We start from the raw sequence: 19,823 nt of genomic DNA, 5'->3' as shown, positions 1-19,823 counted from the left end.
CCCGATCTGGTGTTCCGTGGGTCCGATCCCCCTTTTCCGATCAGGAGGTATGCATGAGCAACGTCACGGAGTCCGTGGACGTCGAGGTCCCCGTCAAGGTCGCGTACGACCAGTGGACGCAGTTCGAGTCCTTCCCCCACTTCATGGAGGGCGTGGAGTCGGTCACCCAGGTCACCGACACCCGCAACCACTGGGTCGTCGAGGTCGGCGGCGCCACCCGCGAGTTCGACACCGAGATCAGCGAGCAGCACCCCGAGGAGCGGGTGGCCTGGACCACCGTCGAGGGTGACACCAAGCACGCCGGCGTCGTCACCTTCCACAAGCTGAGCGACACGACGACCCGGGTGACCATCCAGATGGACTGGGACCCCGAGGGTCTGCTGGAGAAGGCCGGGGCCCTCGTCGGCGTCGACGACCGCCGGGTCAAGGGCGACGCCAAGCGCTTCAAGGAGTTCATCGAGGCGCGCGAGGTGCCGACCGGCGGCTGGGAGGGTGACGTCCCCCGCGACTGAGCCCGCCACCACGGCAGCGACCGGCGCCCGTCCCAGATCCTGTGGGGGCGGGCGCCGGTCTGCGTGGTCAGGCGTGTGGGATCGGTCAGGTCTCGCAGACGACCCCGTCGCCGTCACCGTCGCGGTACCAGTGGTACTCCGGGTCGACCCCCACGACGTACCACCCGTAGCCGTGCGCGAGCGCCTCGGCGCAGGTGCCGAACTGCGGGTCGGTGCCGGAGCCGGCGGGTATGGCCGGTGCTGCTGGCGCGGCGGGAGCCGCGGGCTGCGGGGACGGCTGGGCCGGGCAGGAGAACGCCTGCGGGCTGGCCGCGTCGGCGGCGACGTACTCCGCCTCCCGGTCGTGCCAGCCGTAGCCGTCGCGGGAGTCGTACCGCGCCGTCGCCAGGCCCTCCTGGATGAGGGTCAGGCCCACGTCGCGCCCGTCCACGTCGAGGTAGCGGATGAGCCGGCCGTAGCGGTCGATGCTGTCGGCGCCCGCGAGGACGAGCACGGCCTGGCGGTCCCGCGCGAGCTTCATCATCCGCGCGCCCGCCTCGTCGTAGCCGCACTCGCCCCGCTCGGGGGTGTCGATGCCCGCGATCCGGATGCGGGCGCCGTTGGACACGTCGACGGTGTCGCCGTCCACGATGGCGACGACGGTCAGGGTGTCGGCGGCGGCCCGCTCGGCCGCCTCCGTGTCGGCAGCGGCCTTCTCCGCGGCTGCCTGCTCGGCGGCAGCGTCCGCCGCTGCTTTCTCGGCGGCAGCATCCGCCGCAATTTTCTCGGCCGCTGCTTTCTCCGCGGCTTCTTTCTCGGCCGCCTCCTGCTCTGCGGCTGCGGCTTTCTCCGCTGCTTTCTCCTCTGCGGCTTCCTGCTCAGCGGCAGCGTCCTCCGCCGCTTTCTCGGCGGCGGCTTTCTCCTCGGCCGCCGCGTCCTGCTCAGCCTGCGTCTCGGCGTCGACGGAGGACTCGCCCGTGGCGGCCGGTGCTGCCTGGGCGGCAGGCTCGGCGTCCTCGACCCCAAAGAAGGCGATCGCCGCGATGACCAGCATGACGAAGCCGCCGACGACGACCCCCACGACGGCCAGCAGACCGATGACGAGCTTGCGCAGCATGGACGTCCCTCACCTCAGGTCCCTCCTCCGCAGGCAGGACGACATCGGTCCCGACCCTGTCGTGAACCCTTCAACCACAGCCCCGTGCGCACGACGCAGAGGTCCCACGAAAATCGTGGGGAGTATCGTCATACCGGTCTCGTCGATCCCCGTGATCGCGAGAATGGTAAGCATTGCGCGTGGTGCTGCACGGACCATACCCCACGCTTTTCTCGATTCCTACCCATGAGGAGGAAGAATGCCGACGCGTCAGGCGGTGATGACCTCGGCGCTGCGACGGCGGGTCACCGTGAGGTGCAGGCTCAGGGCGGCGTAGTAGACGACGTAGGCCCCCGAGAGCGCGACGAGCCACCAGCTCGGCGACGGGTACTGGGCGAGCACCACGGCGTACAGGACGAACCACAGCGTCGTCAGCGTCATCGTCGGCCACCAGGCGGTCTCGGTGCGGGACGGGTAGACGTAGCGGACCGGGACGAAGACCAGCACCGTCAGAGCCAGCAGCGTGATCGTGGTGGCCGTGGTCCCGGCGCCGAGCACGACGAGGTAGAAGGCGGCGATGTTCCAGTAGCTGGGGAAGCCGAGGAAGAAGTGGTCGTCGGTCTTGGCGTCGCTGCGGCAGAACTGGAAGCACGAGGCCAGCAGGGGGATCGAGGCGACGACGCCGCCGAGCCAGCCGGCCGGGAGGAGTCCGGCGCTCCACAGCAGGATCATGGGCGCGAAGGCGTAGGTGATGTAGTCGACGATGTTGTCCAGCAGCGCGCCGTCGAACCCGGGCACCAGCTCCTTGACCCGCCAGCGTCGGGCCGCGAAGCCGTCGGTGCCGTCCACGACCATCGCGGCGAGGAACAGCCAGAGCACGAGCTCGACCTCGCCCGCGTAGGAGAAGTGGACCATGAGCAGCGCCAGCACGACGCCAAGGGCGGTATACGCGTGGACGGCTGCTGCCGCCAGGCGTGCGGGGGCGGTGGCGGCAGGCGACGTCATGCCGAGACCCTAGTGGTCAGGCCGGCGGGGCAAGCGCAGGCAGCACCGAGGTGAGCTCACGCCATACCTCGGTGGGGGTGACCGGGACCAGCCGCAGGTCGGGGTCGGCCTCGACGACCCACAGGCCGCTGTCGCGGCCGTCGACCGCGGCGAGCATGAGGGGTGTGTCGTCCGATCCCACGGCCGCGGCGACGAGGCGCCAGGCGCGGTCCGCGCCGACCGATTCGTTGGCGCCCGCCCGTCCGGCAGGCAGCGTCCCGTGGGACTCGGCACCCTGCCCGACGTCCACGGGACGTTCTTCGGCGCCTGCGCCGGTGGGGGCCTCCTCAGCCTGGGTGAACCACGCCTCCAGCTCGGCCTCGCCGACCGGCCGGGCCTCGCGGTCGGCGGGGGCGTGCGACCGGGGGGCCAGTCCGACCATCCGGGCCAACGAGGCGGCCAGGTGGTCCGGCGGCAGGACGAGCAGCCGGCGGTCCTCACCGAGCCCCAGGTCGAGGAGCACGGCCAGGGCGTCCTCGCCCACCCACGCCTCGTGGGTGAACACGCCGCCGGGAGTGGCCGTCTGCACCTGCACCACGACCCGTGGGGCGCGGCCGGCCTCGAGGGCCTGCTCCCCGCCGGGGATGGCGGACATCACCCCCGCCAGCTCGGGGTCGGCCTGCTCCGCGCCCGCCAGCCGTGCCCACGTGCCGGTGTCCACGAGCAGCGCGTCGCCCTCCACCCGCAGCGTCATCGGACCGTCCCCTGGGGCACGCGCAGGCTGGCGCAGCAGGAGGACAGCTCCTCGGCCACCAGCGGGTAGCGCAGGGTGTCGACGGTGGCGGTGAGGGTGACGCCGAGACCGTCGACCTCGGTGAAGCGCTGCTCCATGACCAGCGCGCGGCCCTCGGCGTCGACGTGGTGGGCCAACCGGCTGCCGGCCGGCCGACCGTCGACCTCGACGGCGTGCAGGTCGAGGACGAGGTAGTCCGACAGCTCGCGCGGGAGCAGGGCCTCGGTGCCGTTCTGCCAGTCGCGCAAGGAGCGCCCGCCGGTGTCCACGGCGGTGAGCACCAGGTTGGCGCGGACGCCTCCCTCGGCCGGCTCCGGCTCCAGCACGACGAGCACCTCGGGGCGCCCGGTGTCCTCGACCTGCCAGCCGTCGGGCGCCTCGAACGTCGCTCCCGACCCCTCGTGGGTCACCTTCACCTCGACCACCTCTTCTTGCCGAACCGCCTCGCGATGGGCCCGCGCGCCCAGGCGGGCACCGACCAGCGCGGGTAGGGGAGGGCGAGCGCCCCCCAGCCGAACACCAGCCACAGCCCCAGCGGCGCGAGGACGAGGGCCAGGAAGCCCAGCGCCGGCACGTCGGCGATCCACGGGGAGAGTCCGACGAGCAGGCTGAGCAGGCCCAGCCCGGGGAGCACGAACAGCGAGCCGCGGATGCTGGCCTCGCTCGGCCCGCGCAGCCAGGCGCGCGCCTGCTCGCCGCGGCCCAGCCGCTCCCAGACGGCGAGCCCGAGCAGCAGGACCCCCAGGGCCAGGCCGACGACGGACACCACGGTGGACACCACGGGGGTCACCAGGGAGTGATGTCGTCGATGAAGTCCCCGGCACTGTCCAGGGCGTCCCCCACCCCGTCGGCGATGTCGCCCCCGATGTCCTTGAGCTGGTCGCCCACCCACGCGCCGGCCTGCGAGCCCACGAAGCCGCCGATGAGCGCACCCAGGCCGGCCCCGATGACGGTCCCCACGCCGGGCATGATCGCGGTGCCGATGGCACCGCCCGCCCAGGCGCCCGCCTTGGCGCCCACGAGGGCGCCACCGGTGGTGGCGGCCGACACCGTGACGGTGCGGCCCACCCGCTCGTCGGTGGGGTAGTTCGCGCTCTCGTTCCACTCGTTCCACCCCGAGGTGGCGGCGGTGAGGACGGTGCCGCCCCGCCCGAGCCAGCGCCCCGCGGTGCTCCAGCCCGAGGCCGGGGCACCGTGCCACGGCCGGGCGCTGAAGTGCCCCCGCGGGTCGAAGCCGCGGACCCGCTGCCAGGGGCTGAGCCCGCGGGCGGTCGGGAAGCGGCCGGCCCCGTGCCGCAGCCGCTGCCAGAAGCCCATGCGGGGAGAGACGACCCGGCCCGCGGCGTCGATGGGGCGGAAGTGGGAGTAGCGCTGGTCGGCCATCCAGCTGGCCACCGTCGAGGCGCCGAACTGGACCTGCCCGAGGGTGAAGAGCGTCATGCTCACCGAGCCCTCGCCGACCGGGGGCCGGAAGCCGAGCCAGGAGTCGAGGGCGGTCTCGGCGACGTTCGTGGCGGGCTGCGACACCGACTCCAGGGCCTCCCAGGCGCTCTGCGTGCTCAGCGTGCCGGTGGCCAGCGGGGCCCCGGTGCCGGAGACCCCCGTGGTGCCGTGCACCCGGAGCGCGACCTGGTCCGGGGTCAGCCGGGCGGCCCCGGGCACGAGGATCTCGGTGCCGGCGTCCAGCGCCGCGGCGGTCGCGGTGGCGTCCCGCTCCACCTCGTCGCGGATCTCCTGGGCCTGCTCGCGCAGCCGGGCGACCTCGGCGTCGACCTGGCCCTGCAGGGTGTCGTGGCCCTCGTCGTCGGTGTCCACGCCGTCCAGGCGGTCGAGCTGCTGCTGCGCGCGCCGCTCGAGGTCCTCGATGTCCTCGATGGCGTCGCGCAGCCGGCGGGCATACCCGCCGACCTGCTCCTGCGCGGCGTCGACGACGCCCGAGGCGCCCCCGAGGGTGCCGGCGATGCCACGGCCGACGTCCTCGAAGTCGCGGGAGCGGGTCGCGCGCCACGTGCCGAGGGTCTGCTCGACCCCGCTCTCGACGTGGCCCTGCTCGGTGGTCAGGTCGCCGGACACCGTGGCCAGGGTCGTGGCGAGGGAGTCCAGCAGCGCGGGGTCGCCCTGGGGTGGACCGAAGCCGGCCACCATCAGCCGCCCCCGGCGGTGTCGATGTCCTCGGCCGCGGCGTCGGCGAGCGCGGCGGCGATGGTGGTCTGGGTGCCGGTGTCCTCGACGGCCGTGCCGACCGCCGACCCGAGCCGGCGGACGGCGGTGGAGAGGTCGGCATACCCGGCGCCGGAGCCCTGCACCTGCGCGAGCCCGCGCCCGATGTCCTGGATGCGTCCCCCGGTGCGGTGCAGCGCCCGCGCGCCCGCGCCCATCTCCTGCGGGTCTCCTCCGACGAAGCCGCCCATGCTCGTGTCTCCCCTCCCGTCCCTGACCGACGCCGAGGATAGTGGCCGCTGCGACGGATCCCAAGCCGTGGCACCCTGGCGCCATGAGCGCCTCCACCCGCTGGGACGACGTCCGCACCCGACTGGTCGACGAGCTCGCCACGCTCGACGACGGGGAGTCGCTGGTGCTGTCCGAGCCCGACCGGGCGGCCCCGCCGGCAGGTCGCCGCTGGTTCGGCCTGGGCCCGCGCTCAGGGCCCGCCGCGACGGCGGGACGCTACGTGCAGGCCTCGCGCCTGGGTGCGGACCTGCTCTGCGAGAGCGTCTCCGCCGCGTATGCCGACCTCACGCCGGAGCAGACCACCGCGCTGCAGACGCAGGGCTGGTCGGACCCGGAGCAGCAGCCGGGAGGAGTCGCCTCGGAGAACCACGTCTACCTCGGCCGGGTCGAGGACCCCGCGGGCAGCGCCGACATGCTCGTCGGTGCCCTGCGCGTCCTGGGGACCGGGGTGCCCGACGCGCGGTGGCGCTGGGACCGCGTCGCGTAGGGACGATGCTGACCAAACCTTGACCTGAGACCCCCTGCGCGGGTGGGGGTGCGCTGCTAGGTTGCTGGTGTAAGCGCTTTCGAAAGGACTCAGCGATGAAGCTGGCGACCGGCGCGGCCACCCTGGCTGCACTTCTCATCACGGGCACGCAGGCAGCCGCCGCACCGCCCTCACCGAAGCCGTCGGGCCTGGAGGTGAGCACCGTCTCGAGCGCCCCCGACCTCGTCACCGCGGGGGACGCCCTCGTCGAGGTGTCGGTGCCCCGGAACGTCCCGCAGCACCGGGTGCGCGTCGACCTCGACGGCACCGACGTGACCGACGCCTTCGAGTGGGACGCGCAGCGGCGCGTGCTCGTCGGGGTGGTCGAGGGGATGGAGCTGGGGGACAACGTCATCACCGCCCGGCCCCCGGGGAAGGGACGCGCCGGGGACTCGCTCACCGTGGTGAACCACCCGGACGAGGGGCCGCTGCTCTCCGGGCCGCACGAGGAGCCGTTCGTCTGCGAGACCGACCTCTTCACGCTGCCGGTCGTCGGCGGCACCCTGGGCGCACCGCTCGACGACGACTGCTCCGTCGAGGACCGGGTCGACTACTTCTACCGGACCACCGACGAGACCTACGAGACGTGGCCGGCGGGCGCGGCGGCATACCCGGAGGATCTGGCGACGACCACCACCACCGAGGGGGTCGAGGTGCCCTTCATCGTGCGGATGGAGACCGGCACCGCCAACCGGGGGATCTTCCAGCACACGATGCTGCACGACCCGCTGACCGAGGCCGAGCCGTCGCCGGTGGAACGCGGCGAGGGGTGGAATGGCAAGGTCGTCTACACCCTCGGCGGCGGGTGCGCCGGCGGGTGGTTCCGCCAGGGCAACAGCACCGGCGGGGTCACCGACGCGTGGATGCTCGGGCAGGGGTATGCGCTGGTCTCCTCGAGCCTCAACGTCTTCGGGCAGAACTGCTCGGACCTGCTGACCTCGGAGACCGCGCAGATGACCAAGGAGGTGTTCCTCCAGCGCTACGGCCGGGACGAGTTCACCATCGGCTTCGGCTGCTCGGGCGGCAGCTACCAGGCGCACCAGGCGGCCGACAACTACCCGGGGATCTTCGACGGCATCGTCGTGGGCTGCTCCTTCCCGGAGGTCGGCTTCGGCACGGTGAACTTCATCACCGACGCGCGGCTGCTGGACCACTACTTCGGGCAGACCGACCTCGCGTGGACCGACGAGGAGAAGCGGCAGGTCACCGGCTTCCAGACGCTGGCCACCATGAGCAACGTCGCCGGTGGCGCGCAGCGCATCGACCCGCGGGTGTTCTGCCCCTCGGTCCTGCCGGAGGAGCTGCGCTACGACCCGGAGACCAACCCTGACGGCGCCCGGTGCGACGTCTACGACCACACGGTCAACATCTACGGCACCGACCCGGAGACCGGCTTCGCGCTGCGGCCGCTGGACAACGGCGGCATCCAGTACGGGCTCGCGGCCCTGCAGGACGGCACCATCACCGTCGACCAGTTCCTCGACCTCAACGAGCAGGTCGGTGGCTACGACCAGGACGGCGGCTTCCAGGACGCGCGGACCCAGGCCGACCTCCCCGCGGTCGCGGCGGCATACCGCACCGGGCGGCTGACGAACGGCGGCGGCGGGCTGGCGAGCACACCGATCGTGGACTACCGCGCCTACTTCGACGACCAGCCGAACGGCGACATCCACGTGCGCTACCACACCAACTCCATGCGGGAACGGCTGCGCGCGGCCAACGGGTCGGTCGTCAACCACGTCAGCCTGCTCGAGGACGACCGCTACGGGCTGTTCAGCACCGGCAGCCCGCTGCTGCAGCACGGCGTCACCCAGATGGACGCCTGGCTGAGCGGGCTGGATCTCGAGGGCGAGCGGCCCACGCTGGCGGAGATCGGCGCGGCCCGGCCGGAGGCGCTCGTCGAGGGCTGCCAGACGCGCGAGGAGGACCCGACCTTCGTCGCCGAGACGCTGGACCGGGACCCCGAGGGCACGTGCGAGCAGCTCTACCCCTCCGCCAGCTTCCCGCGCGAGGTCGCGGGGGAGTCGGTGAAGGCCGACGTCATCGACTGCCGGACGACCGAGCCGGCGCGCGGTGACTACCCGGAGATGAGCGACGAGCAGTGGGCGCGCCTGGGCGAGGTCTTCGCCGAGGGAGTGTGCGACTACTCGGTGCCCGGTGTCGAGCAGCAGGGGCTGGCCGGGACCTGGCTGCGCTTCTGAGCGGTATGCGGTCTCGTGGCCGGTCGGGTCGGCGTCCGTCCAGGGCGCTCCCGGCCGGCCGGGTCGGCTCAGGGTGTGGTCAGGCCCCGTCCGGGCCGTCACCGGCCTCGGCGATGGCCTTGATGCGACCCAGGGTCACCGGGATGCCCGAGTGCGCGGCGCGGGTGCGGACCTCGATCTCGTGCTCGGCCCGGTCGCCGTGCTTCTCCCGGAACATCTCGAGCCCGGCGGGCAGGAACTCCCACGACTCGGTGAGCCGGGTGCCGTCCTCGACCGGGTCGAGGGTGAAGCCCCAACGGACGTAGGCGCCGCCGACGAGCCACGCGAACTCGCGGCCGCGGTCCGCGGCGACCACCTCGCTGCGGGTCTCCCAGGTGCGGTCCGGGGTCTCGTTGCGGCCGGTGAACCAGTCGCCGACCTGGCCGGTGGCGCCCTCGTCCCACCAGCAGCCGGTGCAGATCGGGCTCCACTCGCCGGTCCGGGTGACGTCGGAGACCAGGTCGTAGAGGTCCTCGGGGGTGGCGCTGACGGTGACCGACTCGGCGTGGGTGAGTGAGCTCATACCGCGATCGTCGCAGACGGGGGCACCGACCCGGGGTCGGCGGGCCCACCACGCCCAGCGCCTCCACCCCGTGTCGCCTCAGCGCGCGAGCCTCCGGCCACGCTCCTAGCGTGGAGGGATGCGAGCACTCACATGGCAAGGACTCCAGGACGTCTCGGTCCAGGAGGTCCCCGACCCCGTCCTCCAGGACCCGACCGACGCGATCGTCCGCGTCACCTCGACCGCGATCTGCGGTTCCGACCTGCACCTCTACAACGTGCTGGCGGCCTACCTGCACCCCGGGGACATCCTCGGGCACGAGTTCATGGGCGTCGTCGAGCAGGTCGGCAGCGCCGTCGACACCCTCGAGGTGGGCGACAAGGTCATCGTCCCGTTCAACGTCAGCTGCGGGAAGTGCTGGATGTGCGAGCGCGGCCTCTTCGCCCAGTGCGAGACCACGCAGAACGTCGACCAGGGCAAGGGCGCGAGCCTCTTCGGCTTTTCCGACCTCTACGGCGCTGTGCCGGGTGGCCAGGCCGAGCTGGTGCGCGTGCCGCACGCCGACTTCGGCCCGGTGCGCGTCGACCCCCAGCTCGCCGACGAGCGCGTGCTCTACCTCACCGACATCCTCCCCACCGCGTGGCAGGGCATCGAGTATGCCGACGTCGAGGAGGGCGGCACCCTCGCCGTCATGGGTCTCGGCCCGGTCGGGCAGCTGGCCGTGCGGGCGGCCCGGCACCGTGGCCTGCGGGTCATCGGCGTCGACCGGATCCCGGAGCGCAACGCGCTGGCGGCCCAGTGGGGCGCCGAGGTCGTGGACCTGGACTCAACGAAGGACGTCGGCGGCGCGATCCGCGACCTCACCGACGGCCGGGGCGCTGACGGCGTCCTCGAGGCGGTCGGCATGGAGGCGCACGGCAGCCCTGTGCTGGGTGCGGCGGTGTCGGCGGCCAAGCGGCTGCCCAAGCCCCTCGCCCGCGCCGCGATCGAGACGGCCGGGGTGGACCGCCTGGCGGCGCTGCACGCCTCCATCGACGCGGTGCGCCGTGGGGGCACGGTCTCGATCAGCGGCGTCTACGGTGGCATGGCCGACCCGATGCCGATGATGGAGCTCTTCGACAAGGGCGTGCAGATGCGCATGGGCCAGTGCCACGTGCGCCGGTGGACCGACGAGCTCTACGAGCTGGTCAGCGGTGCCGAGGACGTCCTCGGGCTGGAGGACCTGGCGACCCACCGGGTGCCGCTGGAGCAGGCGCCGGAGATGTACAAGACGTTCAACGACAAGCAGGACAACTGCCTCAAGGTCGTGCTCACGCCGTAGGGGCCGAGCCGGGGCCGCGCTGGTTGAAGCGCTGCGCGGCCCGGCTGCCCAGGGTGGTGAGCCGGCTCACCACGCCGGACCCCAGCTGCTGCGCCGCGGTCCGTCCGGTCACCGGGCGGGCCGCGTCGCGGTCTGCGGGGGCGCTGGGCAGCAGCCGGGAGGTCAGGCCCATGACGCGGACGGTGGTGGCGGGCATGAGGCCGTGCACCCGCATGCCGATCTTGGCCAGCGGGGTGAGGACGACCATGGGGCGGCCGGCCAGCACGCCGTCGACCATGCGGCGCGCCGCGCGCTCGGCGTCCATGGACAGCAGGGGGAGTGAGGCGGCGGGGGCGAACCAGGCGTACTCTGCGGCGCGGTCGCCGGTGAACTGGGCGTTCTCGTGGGAGCCGGTGCGCATGAGGCCGGGCACGATGGTCGTGGCGGTGACGCCGGTGCCGGCCAGCTCGCTGGCGAGGCCCTGGGTGAGACCGGTAGCGCCGAACTTGGCGGTGGAGTAGGGGAGGAGGTGCGGCGGGGCGACCACGCCGCCGATGCTGGAGACCACGCCCAGCCGGCCGTGGCCGCGCTCGCGCATGCCGGGCAGCACCGACCAGAGGGTGTTGAGCGGGCCCAGGAGCATGGTGCCCAGGGCCTGGTCGAAGTGGTGGAAGGTCATCGTCTCGGCCGGGCCGACCTGGATGATGCCGGCGACGTGGATGCACACCTCGGCCGGTCCGAGGTCGCTCTCGACCTGCGCCACCCAGTCCTGCACGGCGTCGCGGTCGGCGACATCGCACTCGTAGGCGTGGACGCGGCCGGCGTCCGCCCCGGCGTGCTCGCGTGCCCGGGTCTCGGCGATCTTGGCGCCGCGCCGGGTCTCCTCGAGGTGCCGGGCGCAGACCGCGACGTCGTAGCCGCGCTGGGCCAGCTCCTGGGCGACCAGGAGCCCCAGGCCGCGGGAGCCTCCCGCGACGAGCGAGACGGGGCGGGGTATGTCGGGGGTGCTCATGCCTCCACGCTAGGAGGCGGCGGGGTATGCCGCTTGCTGAGTCGGCGGGCTGCTCCTAGCGTGGACGAACGAGGTCCCTGTCAGGGGACGGGGAGGGAGATCACGTGCCCATCGAGCGCGCGGACGTCGGCTGCTGGGTCGTGCGGGGCAACGCCGGGACAGTGGCCCCGACGAGCGCCGCGTGGGAACCGACCTCCGGGACCACGGCCGCCGGCTCGACGTCGGCCCCAGCCGAGCCGACGCCACGGCAGTGGTGCCTGGCGCGCACCTACCGGAGCCGCCTGGTCGAGCCGGGTGATCTCATCGTGCGATACCTCGGCGGCCAGAAGGCGCCCGCCATCGTCGAGCTCGGCCGGGTCACGCATGCGGTCGAGCCTGCGGTCGGCGACGACAAGCCGGTGGTGCGCTACGCCGCGGTGTCCCTCCGTGAGCCGGTCGCCCGGCAGGTGCTCAAGGACGACCCGGTCCTGGCGGGCTGCGAGCTCATCCGGCTCGGTCGTGCCGCCAACCCGCTGCACCTGACACCGGAGGAGACGCTGGCGCTCGCGACACACGTGACGGCAGACGACCTGGACCGCGCCGGGTGGCCCAGCGGCTGACAGAAGACCCCTCGCGTCCCCCACTGGTACCCCCTCGATCCGTCGACGCACTCAGCGCGTGGCCTCCCGGCGCGCGTCGAACGCCGCGCGGACCTCGCGCGGGATGCGCCCGCGGTCGGACACGGCATACCCGTGCTCGCGTGCCCACTCGCGCACCTCGCCGGGGCTGGCGGCGCGCGCGGAGGTGAGCGGTGTGGCCGCGGTCTCGACGTGGGTCTCCTCGCCGGCGTGGGCGAGCGCGGCGGCGAGGAAGCGGTAGGTCCACTCCTGGGCGAGCGCGCGGGTCTCGCAGAAGACGATGGGGACGGTGGGGAAGCGGGCCTGGCACTCGCCGAGCGCGTCGGCGACGACCGCGGGGCGGACGTGGTCGAGCCTGAAGACGGCGGAGTAACGGTCCTCGACGACGACGGCCGCGGTGGGGAGTGATGAGAGGTCGGCGAGCAGGTAGCGCATCCGCCCGCTGGTCAGCGTAGAGACGAGGTCGACCAGGCTCTTGCGCTCGACCGAGGCGAGCACCCGGCCGGCCACCTCGACGGCGTAGTCGCCCGCAGGCAGACCCTCGCGGCGGGTGATCACCTGCTGGTGGTCGAAGGGCCAGGCATACCGCTCGTGGCTGTCCACGACGATCTCCAGGGTGGGGATGCCCGAGCCGCGCGCCGTAGGGAGGCTCACCGCCGGGCGCGCCTGCTTGGCGGTGCGCGCGGTCTGCCAGAAGACCGCCTCGCGGCCGCGGGCTCGGGTCAGGACGAACTGCGAGCGGTTCTCCCGGCCCCGGTCGAGGACGAGGTCGATGCTGGCGCCGCGCCGGATGCATGACCGGGTCGGCACGCGTTCCACGAGGTCGGGCTCGCTCGGCCATCCGGTCGCGCGGTGGCAGTAGACCTTTCCGGTGCGCGGCCACGTCTCCCTTGCCTTGAGCACGACGCCCTCCGGCCCGAGGGGGATGCGCAGCAGGTAGGGCAGTCGCGAGCCGTCCTCGGGGTTGTGGGCGATGAGGAAGTCGTCCGGCACGAGGTCAGGGTATGCGGTCGCGCACCACATGGCGCGGCATCTGGACCGGCCCTTCGCCCGGTTCACGTCGCGGCTCCGGACCTGAGCCGGGCTCTCACCGCGGCTCACGCCGTGTCCTTGGCCGGGCTCCCACAGCGGCTCACGCCGCCGCCTCGTCGGCGTCCCGCGTCATCGACCGGGCGCAGGCCGGTGGCCCGGCCCTTGGGGGGCCGGGTGTGGGGCGGGGTCATCGCAGTCTCCACCGGACACCGGTCGCGTCGACGTCGGCGGTGGTGTCGTGCTGGTGGACCCAGGTGTGGTGGCGGGGGCAGAGGAGGGCGTAGTTGCCCAGGTCCGAGGGGCCGCCGCGGGCCCAGTGCACGATGTGGTGCGCGTCGCACCAGGTCGCGGGCACGTGGCACCCGGGGAAGGTGCACCCGCCGTCGCGGTGCGCCAAGGCCCGCCGCTGACCCGGCGTGACCAACCGCTTCGCCCGACCCAGGTCCAGGATCTGTCCCTTCTCGCCGAGCACGGCCGGGATGACGTCGGCCTCGCACGCCAGCTGCCGCACCTCACCGGCCGAAAGGGTGCCGGCGTGCACGGTGTGCCCGACCCCGGCCAGGGAGCCGCGCAGCTCCGCCAGCCCGATGGTCACCATGACCTGCGCCTTGGGTGTCGTGGGCTGCCCCCGCGTACCGGCCACCCCGCGCCGCAGGACAGTCATGAGAGCGTCGTACCGCCGCTGACCCGCGGTCCGCAGGTCCAGCTCCGCCACCGTGGCACCACCACCCTCGGCCATCCCGGCGATGCCAAGCTGAGGCGCGACGGTGCCACCGCCCTGGGCCGCCCCAGGCCCACCACCCTGGCCTGGATCCTTGGCCGGTGCCGGTGCCGGTGCGGCCAGCGGTGACATCAGCACCGCCTTGATGGCTTCGTAGTCGGCGTCGCTGCCCACTGTCACCACGAACCGGCGCAGCGACCCGTCCGCCAACGACGACTCGTGCACCTCCCGCAGCTCGTGCTTCGCCTGGGCCCGGGCGATCTGTTCCTTCTCGGACAGGCAGGTCGCGACGAGCTTGGACGTGATCCTGGCCAGGTCCTTCTCGTCGAACTCAGCCCGGCCTGCCGCTGTGGTCAGCAGGTCGGTGGCATCGGCGTACTCGGCCTCTCCCAGGGCCGGGCGGATCCTCATCAACGCGCGCAGGACCTGCGCCGCGCGGTGCAACGGCACCTCCCCCTCCTGGACGGCGTCCGCCAGGGGCGCGTGCACGCGCTGCTGGGCAGCGCGGGCGACCAGCGCGATCTCGACCGCGGTCCGCGACGCCAGCCCGGGGCATACCAGTCTCACCCAGTCCACGTCGGAGAACCCGGCCTCCTGGTGCAGCCCCCGCCCCAGTCCCTCCCGGGCCACCGCCATCAGCAACGCGTGCGTCCGCGCCGCCACCCGATCGAGGGCTCCCAGCACCTCACCCAGCTCACGCTCCTGCAACAGCGCAGGCGACGCCAACGCCGACGCAGACCGCTCGACCGCGTCCCCCAGACCACCCATGACGGCTACCGCGCCGTCGGCCTGACCGCCGGTCGCCTCACTACCCCAGCTACCCCTCATGCGAACAAGTGTACGAGTCAGGTCTGACAGACCCTTCCCCCTGCGCCAGGGCACTTCGCTGAGAACCGGGAGCGGCCCGACCGCGTCATCCCCGCGCCGTCGAGTCGGTGGCGAGGACGCCGGACCGACCCCCCCGGAGGCCACGCTCGTCAGCTTCTACGCCGCGTCCCGACCCTGCCACGTGATGCCTTCCGACCCCGCAACGCGCCGGGCCGGCAGCCTGGTCAGGACGTGAGCCCGGCCGGGACGTCCAGCAGCCCGCGGATGTCCTCGGCGCTCAGGGCCGCGCCCAGGGCGCCACCGGCGTCGACGACCTTGTCGAAGAGCTCCCGCTTGTGCTCCTGCAGCGCGACGACCTTCTCCTCGATGGTGTCCTTGGCGACCAGCCGGTAGACCATCACCGTCTTGTCCTGACCGATGCGGTGGGTGCGGTCGACGGCCTGCGCCTCGACGGCAGGGTTCCACCACGGGTCGAGCACGAAGACGTAGTCGGCCTCGGTGAGCGTGAGCCCGGAGCCGCCGGCCTTGAGGCTAATGAGGAAGACCGGCGCGTCCCCGTCGGTGAACTGCGCGATGCGGCGCGGCCGGTCCCGGGTGCGTCCGTCGAGGTAGACGTGCTCGATGCCCTCGGCCTGCAGGCGGTCCCGGACCACCCGCAGGAAGCGGGTGAACTGGCTGAAGACTAGGCACCGGTGCCCCTCGGCGGCGAGCTCGACCACCTGCTCCAGCAGGGCGTCGACCTTGCTGGGTCGGGCGGAGGCCGGGGCGTCGGGCACCACGAGGTGAACGTCGAGGCTGAGCTGGCGCAGCTTCGTGAGCGCGGCGAGGATCGCGATCCGGTGCCGGTCGACGTCGTCCAGCAGGCCGAGTATGCGCTGCCGCTCGCGCTGCAGGTGGGTGTCGTAGATGCGCCGATGGGCGGGGTTCAGCGGCACCGAGACGACCTGCTCGATCTTCGGTGGCAGGTCGGCCGCCACCGACTCCTTGGTCCGGCGCAGCACGAGGGGGCGGATGCGGCGGCGCAGCGTGTCCAGCAGCTCGGGAGTGGTCCCCGACTCGATGGGTCGGCGGAAGACGGTGCTGAAGCGCTCCGGGGAGCTGAACAGCCCGGGCGCGACGATGGACAGCAGCGCCCACAGGTCCATGAGCGAGTTCTCGAGCGGCGTCCCGGTGACCGCGATCTTCACCGGCGCCCGCAGCCGCCGGGCGACCTGGTAGGTCCGCGACCGGTGGTTCTTGACCGCCTGAGCCTCGTCGAGGACCACCCCGCCCCAGGCACGCTCCACCAGGTGCTCCTCCTCGATCCGCAGCAGGGTGTATGACGTGACCACCACGTGGGCGCCCGCCACCAGGTCGTCCAGGGGTCGGCCCGTGCGGCGCGTGGTCTGGGTGAGCGCGGCCACGTCCAGGTGCGGGGTGAACCGCGCCGCCTCGCGCTGCCACGTGGCGAGGACGCTCGTCGGTGCGACGACGAGCAGCGGCTCATCCGGGCTCAGCCGGCCCTCGGCCCGCAGCCGCTCGGCGGCGGTGAGGACCTGCAGGGTCTTGCCGAGCCCCATGTCGTCGGCCAGGATCCCGCCGAGGTCATGGTCGAGCAGGAAGGACAACCACCGGTAGCCGTCCAGCTGGTAGTCGCGCAGCGTCGCCTCGACGGTGCCCGGTGGGTCCGGGTGCGGCAGCTCCTCGAGGGCCAGCAAGGCCCCCACGGTGCGCTGCCAGCGCTCGCTCTGCTCGGTGACTACGCCGAGGGCGACGAGCTCCTCCCAGAGCCCGGCCTGGTAGCGGTTGATCCGCAGGCCGTCGCCGTCGTCGGCGCCGTCGTGGAGGGCCAGGGCCTCCTGGACCAGCCGTTGCAGGGCGCGCAGCTCGTCGGTGTCCAGCCGGAACCACGATCCGTCCGGGAGCAGCAGCACCTCCTCGTCGCGGGTCAGGGCGGTGAGCAGGTCGCGCAGCGGCACCTCCTGGCCGCCTGCCCGGACGCTGACACCCAGGCCGAACCAGTCGCGGTCGGCGACGTCACCGACCTGTCCCGTCCCGGCGCCGTCCGCGCCGTCTTCCGGCCCGAGGTCCCGGGTGGACACCTGCACGACCGGGCCGTCCTCGACCTCGGCGTAGGGCAGGGGCTCTCCGACGAGGGTGACGTCGATGTCGTCCCGCTCCTGCAGCGCCGGGAGGACGTCGCGGGCGAACTGCACGGTGGCCCAGCCGGTGAGCTCGGGCTCCAGGACCACCCCGAGGCGCGCCTTGCCGGGCAGGGGGATGCGCAGCCCGGGCGCCCTGTCCAGCACGTCGAGGCTGGAGAGCAGCGCCTCCTCGCGGTCGGGGTCGCGGACCACGGGCTGCTGGGTGGTGGGACGGGCGTCCTGCGGATGGCGCGGCGGACGCAGGGGGACGTCGTGGGTGACCTGGCCGACGGCATACCTGAACGTCCAGCGGAGCCGGGTGACGTGCCCGGGCTCGAAGGTGACCGTCAGCCCGAGGTGCGGCGGGCGGACCTCGGGGATGAGGACGCTGCCGTCGCTGGAGGTGAGGGTGGTGTGGCGGCGCAGGGCGGGGGAGTATGCCGTGAGGAAGCGCTCGGAGTCCGCCGCCGGGACCCGCAGCCGCCCGGCCTGGCCGAGCAGGGTGGTGACCGCCTTGCTGAGCGGACGGGTCAGCGGTGCGAGCACCATCCCGTGCTCGTCCCCGGCAGCCAGCCCGTGGCCGGGGTCACCGACCAGCTGCGGCGGCGCGGTGGCGCCGGGCAGGTCCACGACCGGGGCCAGGGTGATGGCCGCGTCGGAGTCCCTCGTGAGGTCGAGCGAGAGCTCGACCGGGTCGGCCAGCCGGACGGACCCTCGACCACGCCCGGTCACCAGGGCGACGCCGGCGTGGGCCGCGTCGCGCAGCAGCGGCCAGACGGCCGGCCCCAGAGCGGTGGCCTCGACCCACTCCCCGGGGTGGTACCAGTGCGGCGAGCGGGCCGCCTGTGCCTGCACGACGGCGGCCAGCGCGGCCCGGTGCCGGTCGTCGGTGCGGGCAGAGGCGTAGCCCCGGTGCAGGTCGGCCCAGGAGATCCCGGTCTGGATCCAGGTGCCCGAGGCTCCCCGGACCAACGGCTTCAGGCGTAGCCGGGTGGGGTGCGCGGTGGTGGCCTGGGCCAGCTCGACCTGCAGGGCGAGCGGTGTGCCGCTGCGGTCCCCGGAGGCGGAGTGGAGCTCGGCCAGGACGGGCGCGAGCAGGTTCTCCCAGGCCGGGGTGGCTGGGGTATGCGGTGTGCCCGAGGCGGGGGTCGCGGCCCCTGCGGTGCGCTGCGCGTGCAGGATCACCGCCGCCGCGTGCTTGCACAGCGTGCCGACGGGGCAGGAGCAGGAGGTGGCCAGACCCGCGGGCCGGCGGGGGGTCCGGCGGGCTCCGGCCTGCGACCAGACCGTGGTGGAGTATCGGCGGTTGCCGTAGACCGTGGCCCTCAGCACCCCGTCTTGGTCCTCCCGCAGACCGTGGACCGCACCCCGCCGCTGGTAGGTGACGGCCCGTCGCAGCGTGGTCGTGCCGAAGACCCTGCTGAGGTCGTCGCGGCCCAGCTGCCGGATCCAGTCCGGTGCCACGAAGGCGGGCGGCGGGCCGGCCATGTCTGACTCCTCGATGGCGTGCGGGTGGGGCGCCGGGCACGAGGATACGGGGCGGGGCTTGGTAGCGGCCGCCGAGCCCGGGCCGGAGCCTTAGGCCGGTTCCGACCTTTCAGGGAAGTGGGCCACCCCACCAGGTGGGCGCCTCGTAGGCGTCCAGGGTCCGGTCGGCGGTGACGAGCGTGCAGGCCTCGACCAGGGACTGGGCGAGGAGGATCCGGTCGAAGGGGTCCCGGTGGTGCCAGGGGAGGTCTTGCACACCGTGGGCGTGTTCGGCGGAGACGGGAAGATGCGCGAGATCCAGGCCCATCAGTGCGCGGTACCAGCCACCGTCGATGCGCAGCTTGCCCAGCGAGCGCTTGATGGCGATCTCCCACACGGACGCGGCGCTCACGATCACCGAAGACGAGGGTGAAGCCAGGGTGTCCGCGACGTCCTGGGGCACGGACCGCCGTTCGCCGAGCAAGAGCCAGATGACGACGTTGGTGTCGAGGAGCAGCCTCATGGCGTGTATGGCGCGAGGTCGTCCAGGGGCTCGTCGAACATCGGCGTCAGCTCACCGGGCAGGTCGCCCCAGATCCTCCGCTGCTCCGTCGTCATCGGCGCGGGGCTGAGCACGGCGACGCGAGTGCGGCCACGACGGATCACGACGGTCTCACCGGCCTCCACCTTGCGGAGCAGCCGAGAGAGGTGGGTCTTCGCTTCCTGGACCGTGACCTCCATCCGCCCATGATAGGTCGACCAACCTGACCTGGTCAACATCCCATTCCAAGGTGCAAGGCGGGACTCAGTCAGCGGAACGAGCCCACTCGTCAGCCTGACGTTGCCGCCTGGCCCGGTCTCGCGCCAGCGCCCCGGATGCCTGGGCGAGCAGGAGACTCTCCTCGAGCCAGGCCAGCCGCTGCGCCGGGGTCGTCGTCGCACGCGCCTGGATGGCGGACCTCGCGTCCGAGGTGCCGCGCCAGAGATCCTCAGCCTGGGTCGCGCTCATCCCTCGCCACCCTAGGTGGACTCGTCAGCTGCGACAACGCTTCGATGTCAGCCAGGTCCTGCGCACGCCCGGAATGGCGTTTCATGGTCACAAGGTGCTCGACCGACGCTACGCGCACGGGGACGCCGTCGACGTCGACGATGTCGGAGGACGTGCGGAGGGCGGCGAAGGGCAGGGGAGTGTCCGCCAGCAGATCCACCTCGCGCAGCGCGTCGGAGGGGTCGTGCAGCGTGAAGGCCACCAGGTTGCGCTCCTCCACCCAGGTGCGTCGGGTGTCCGGGTCGGCGAACTGCTCGGGTGCGACCGGGAGCCTGGGCACGAGCCCCTGCGCCTTGAGGACGTCGAGGGCGGCGGTGAGGTTGTCGGTCGTGAGGTCGAGCGCGAGGTCCAGGTGGACCGTCATACGGGCATGACCGCGCAGGACCACCGCGACGCCGCCGTTGACGTAGTCGACGCCCGCGTCGTTGAGAGCGTCCAGAGATCAAGGATCCGGCGCACGTCAGCGCCCTATCGGTGACCGGGCGGGGCTCCAGGTCGTGGATCGGTCGGCGGAGATGCTTCAGGCCAAGAGGAAGGCGGAGGTCAGTCGCCAGAAGATGGCCACGATCTGCTGCTCGGTCCAGCCGGCCCA

General features: G+C 73.0%; 21 protein-coding genes. 5 read left to right on the top strand and 16 right to left on the bottom strand.

Going from position 1 to position 19,823, the window contains the following annotated elements:
• Positions 1-53: 53 nt before the first annotated feature.
• Positions 54-512 carry an SRPBCC family protein gene (locus tag Q0967_RS04425; protein ID WP_298746282.1) on the top strand — a complete coding sequence of 153 codons (459 nt, stop codon included), beginning with the start codon at positions 54-56 and terminating at the stop codon, positions 510-512.
• Between the two features lie 85 nt (positions 513-597).
• Here the strand turns inward: Q0967_RS04425 and Q0967_RS04420 are convergent, their stop codons facing one another.
• The 7 genes from Q0967_RS04420 to Q0967_RS04390 form a co-directional block, all read right to left on the bottom strand.
• Entirely contained in the window at positions 598-1,608 is a 1,011-nt protein-coding gene (locus tag Q0967_RS04420; RefSeq protein WP_298746284.1) for a thermonuclease family protein, read from the bottom strand.
• 249 nt (positions 1,609-1,857) lie between these two features.
• Positions 1,858-2,592, bottom strand: a complete 735-nt coding sequence (locus Q0967_RS04415) for a phosphatidylcholine/phosphatidylserine synthase (protein WP_298746286.1) — start codon at positions 2,590-2,592, stop codon at positions 1,858-1,860.
• Between the two features lie 16 nt (positions 2,593-2,608).
• Positions 2,609-3,325 carry a hypothetical protein gene (locus Q0967_RS04410; RefSeq protein ID WP_298746288.1) on the bottom strand — a complete coding sequence of 239 codons (717 nt, stop codon included), beginning with the start codon at positions 3,323-3,325 and terminating at the stop codon, positions 2,609-2,611.
• The gene (locus Q0967_RS04405) at positions 3,322-3,780 is read right to left on the bottom strand and encodes a hypothetical protein (protein WP_298746292.1); all 459 of its coding nucleotides are present in this window, start codon (positions 3,778-3,780) and stop codon (positions 3,322-3,324) included. The genes Q0967_RS04410 and Q0967_RS04405 overlap by 4 nt, the downstream gene beginning before the upstream one ends.
• On the bottom strand, positions 3,777-4,154 hold the full coding sequence (locus Q0967_RS04400; RefSeq protein WP_298746294.1) for a hypothetical protein: 378 nt from the start codon (positions 4,152-4,154) through the stop codon (positions 3,777-3,779). Before Q0967_RS04400 ends, Q0967_RS04405 begins: the two co-directional genes overlap by 4 nt.
• Positions 4,151-5,509 carry a hypothetical protein gene (locus Q0967_RS04395; RefSeq protein ID WP_299449246.1) on the bottom strand — a complete coding sequence of 453 codons (1,359 nt, stop codon included), beginning with the start codon at positions 5,507-5,509 and terminating at the stop codon, positions 4,151-4,153. The genes Q0967_RS04400 and Q0967_RS04395 overlap by 4 nt, the downstream gene beginning before the upstream one ends.
• Complete coding sequence (locus tag Q0967_RS04390; RefSeq protein ID WP_298746297.1) at positions 5,509-5,775, bottom strand: hypothetical protein; 267 nt, start codon at positions 5,773-5,775, stop codon at positions 5,509-5,511. The genes Q0967_RS04395 and Q0967_RS04390 overlap by 1 nt, the downstream gene beginning before the upstream one ends.
• A gap of 83 nt (positions 5,776-5,858) precedes the next feature.
• Here Q0967_RS04390 and Q0967_RS04385 point away from each other — a divergent pair, with 83 nt between their 5' ends.
• Positions 5,859-6,302: a TY-Chap domain-containing protein gene (locus tag Q0967_RS04385; RefSeq protein WP_298746299.1), complete on the top strand. Its 444-nt coding sequence runs from the start codon at positions 5,859-5,861 to the stop codon at positions 6,300-6,302.
• A gap of 95 nt (positions 6,303-6,397) precedes the next feature.
• Positions 6,398-8,542 carry a DUF6351 family protein gene (locus Q0967_RS04380; protein WP_298746300.1) on the top strand — a complete coding sequence of 715 codons (2,145 nt, stop codon included), beginning with the start codon at positions 6,398-6,400 and terminating at the stop codon, positions 8,540-8,542.
• Positions 8,543-8,621: 79 nt separating this feature from the next.
• Here the strand turns inward: Q0967_RS04380 and Q0967_RS04375 are convergent, their stop codons facing one another.
• Entirely contained in the window at positions 8,622-9,104 is a 483-nt protein-coding gene (locus Q0967_RS04375; RefSeq protein WP_298746302.1) for an SRPBCC family protein, read from the bottom strand.
• 118 nt (positions 9,105-9,222) lie between these two features.
• On the opposite strand from Q0967_RS04375, the gene Q0967_RS04370 reads away from it, so the two are divergent.
• Positions 9,223-10,404 carry a zinc-dependent alcohol dehydrogenase gene (locus Q0967_RS04370; protein WP_298746304.1) on the top strand — a complete coding sequence of 394 codons (1,182 nt, stop codon included), beginning with the start codon at positions 9,223-9,225 and terminating at the stop codon, positions 10,402-10,404.
• On the opposite strand, the gene Q0967_RS04365 is transcribed toward Q0967_RS04370, so the two are convergent.
• Positions 10,394-11,395, bottom strand: coding sequence for an SDR family oxidoreductase (locus Q0967_RS04365; RefSeq protein WP_298746306.1), 1,002 nt, complete (start codon positions 11,393-11,395; stop codon positions 10,394-10,396). The genes Q0967_RS04370 and Q0967_RS04365 overlap by 11 nt on opposite strands.
• A 104-nt stretch (positions 11,396-11,499) precedes the next feature.
• Here Q0967_RS04365 and Q0967_RS04360 point away from each other — a divergent pair, with 104 nt between their 5' ends.
• Positions 11,500-11,994, top strand: a complete 495-nt coding sequence (locus tag Q0967_RS04360) for a hypothetical protein (RefSeq protein WP_298746308.1) — start codon at positions 11,500-11,502, stop codon at positions 11,992-11,994.
• Positions 11,995-12,045: 51 nt separating this feature from the next.
• Here the strand turns inward: Q0967_RS04360 and Q0967_RS04355 are convergent, their stop codons facing one another.
• From Q0967_RS04355 to Q0967_RS04325, 7 genes are all read right to left on the bottom strand, one after another.
• Complete coding sequence (locus tag Q0967_RS04355; RefSeq protein ID WP_298746310.1) at positions 12,046-13,005, bottom strand: histone-like nucleoid-structuring protein Lsr2; 960 nt, start codon at positions 13,003-13,005, stop codon at positions 12,046-12,048.
• 226 nt (positions 13,006-13,231) lie between these two features.
• Positions 13,232-14,593, bottom strand: a complete 1,362-nt coding sequence (locus Q0967_RS04350; RefSeq protein WP_298746312.1) for an HNH endonuclease signature motif containing protein — start codon at positions 14,591-14,593, stop codon at positions 13,232-13,234.
• Between the two features lie 224 nt (positions 14,594-14,817).
• Positions 14,818-18,204 carry a DEAD/DEAH box helicase gene (locus tag Q0967_RS04345; protein ID WP_298746314.1) on the bottom strand — a complete coding sequence of 1,129 codons (3,387 nt, stop codon included), beginning with the start codon at positions 18,202-18,204 and terminating at the stop codon, positions 14,818-14,820.
• Positions 18,205-18,313: 109 nt separating this feature from the next.
• Positions 18,314-18,706: a type II toxin-antitoxin system VapC family toxin gene (locus Q0967_RS04340; RefSeq protein ID WP_298746316.1), complete on the bottom strand. Its 393-nt coding sequence runs from the start codon at positions 18,704-18,706 to the stop codon at positions 18,314-18,316.
• Positions 18,703-18,924, bottom strand: coding sequence for a type II toxin-antitoxin system Phd/YefM family antitoxin (locus Q0967_RS04335; protein ID WP_028130947.1), 222 nt, complete (start codon positions 18,922-18,924; stop codon positions 18,703-18,705). Before Q0967_RS04335 ends, Q0967_RS04340 begins: the two co-directional genes overlap by 4 nt.
• A 64-nt stretch (positions 18,925-18,988) precedes the next feature.
• Positions 18,989-19,192, bottom strand: coding sequence for a hypothetical protein (locus tag Q0967_RS04330; RefSeq protein WP_022924612.1), 204 nt, complete (start codon positions 19,190-19,192; stop codon positions 18,989-18,991).
• Positions 19,173-19,595, bottom strand: coding sequence for a hypothetical protein (locus tag Q0967_RS04325; protein WP_299449237.1), 423 nt, complete (start codon positions 19,593-19,595; stop codon positions 19,173-19,175). Before Q0967_RS04325 ends, Q0967_RS04330 begins: the two co-directional genes overlap by 20 nt.
• Positions 19,596-19,823: the final 228 nt, after the last annotated feature.

Origin of the sequence: uncultured Serinicoccus sp. (assembly GCF_947500995.1) — a bacterium.
Classification (GTDB): domain Bacteria; phylum Actinomycetota; class Actinomycetes; order Actinomycetales; family Dermatophilaceae; genus Ornithinicoccus.
This window is presented reverse-complemented; position numbering and strand designations above follow the sequence as displayed.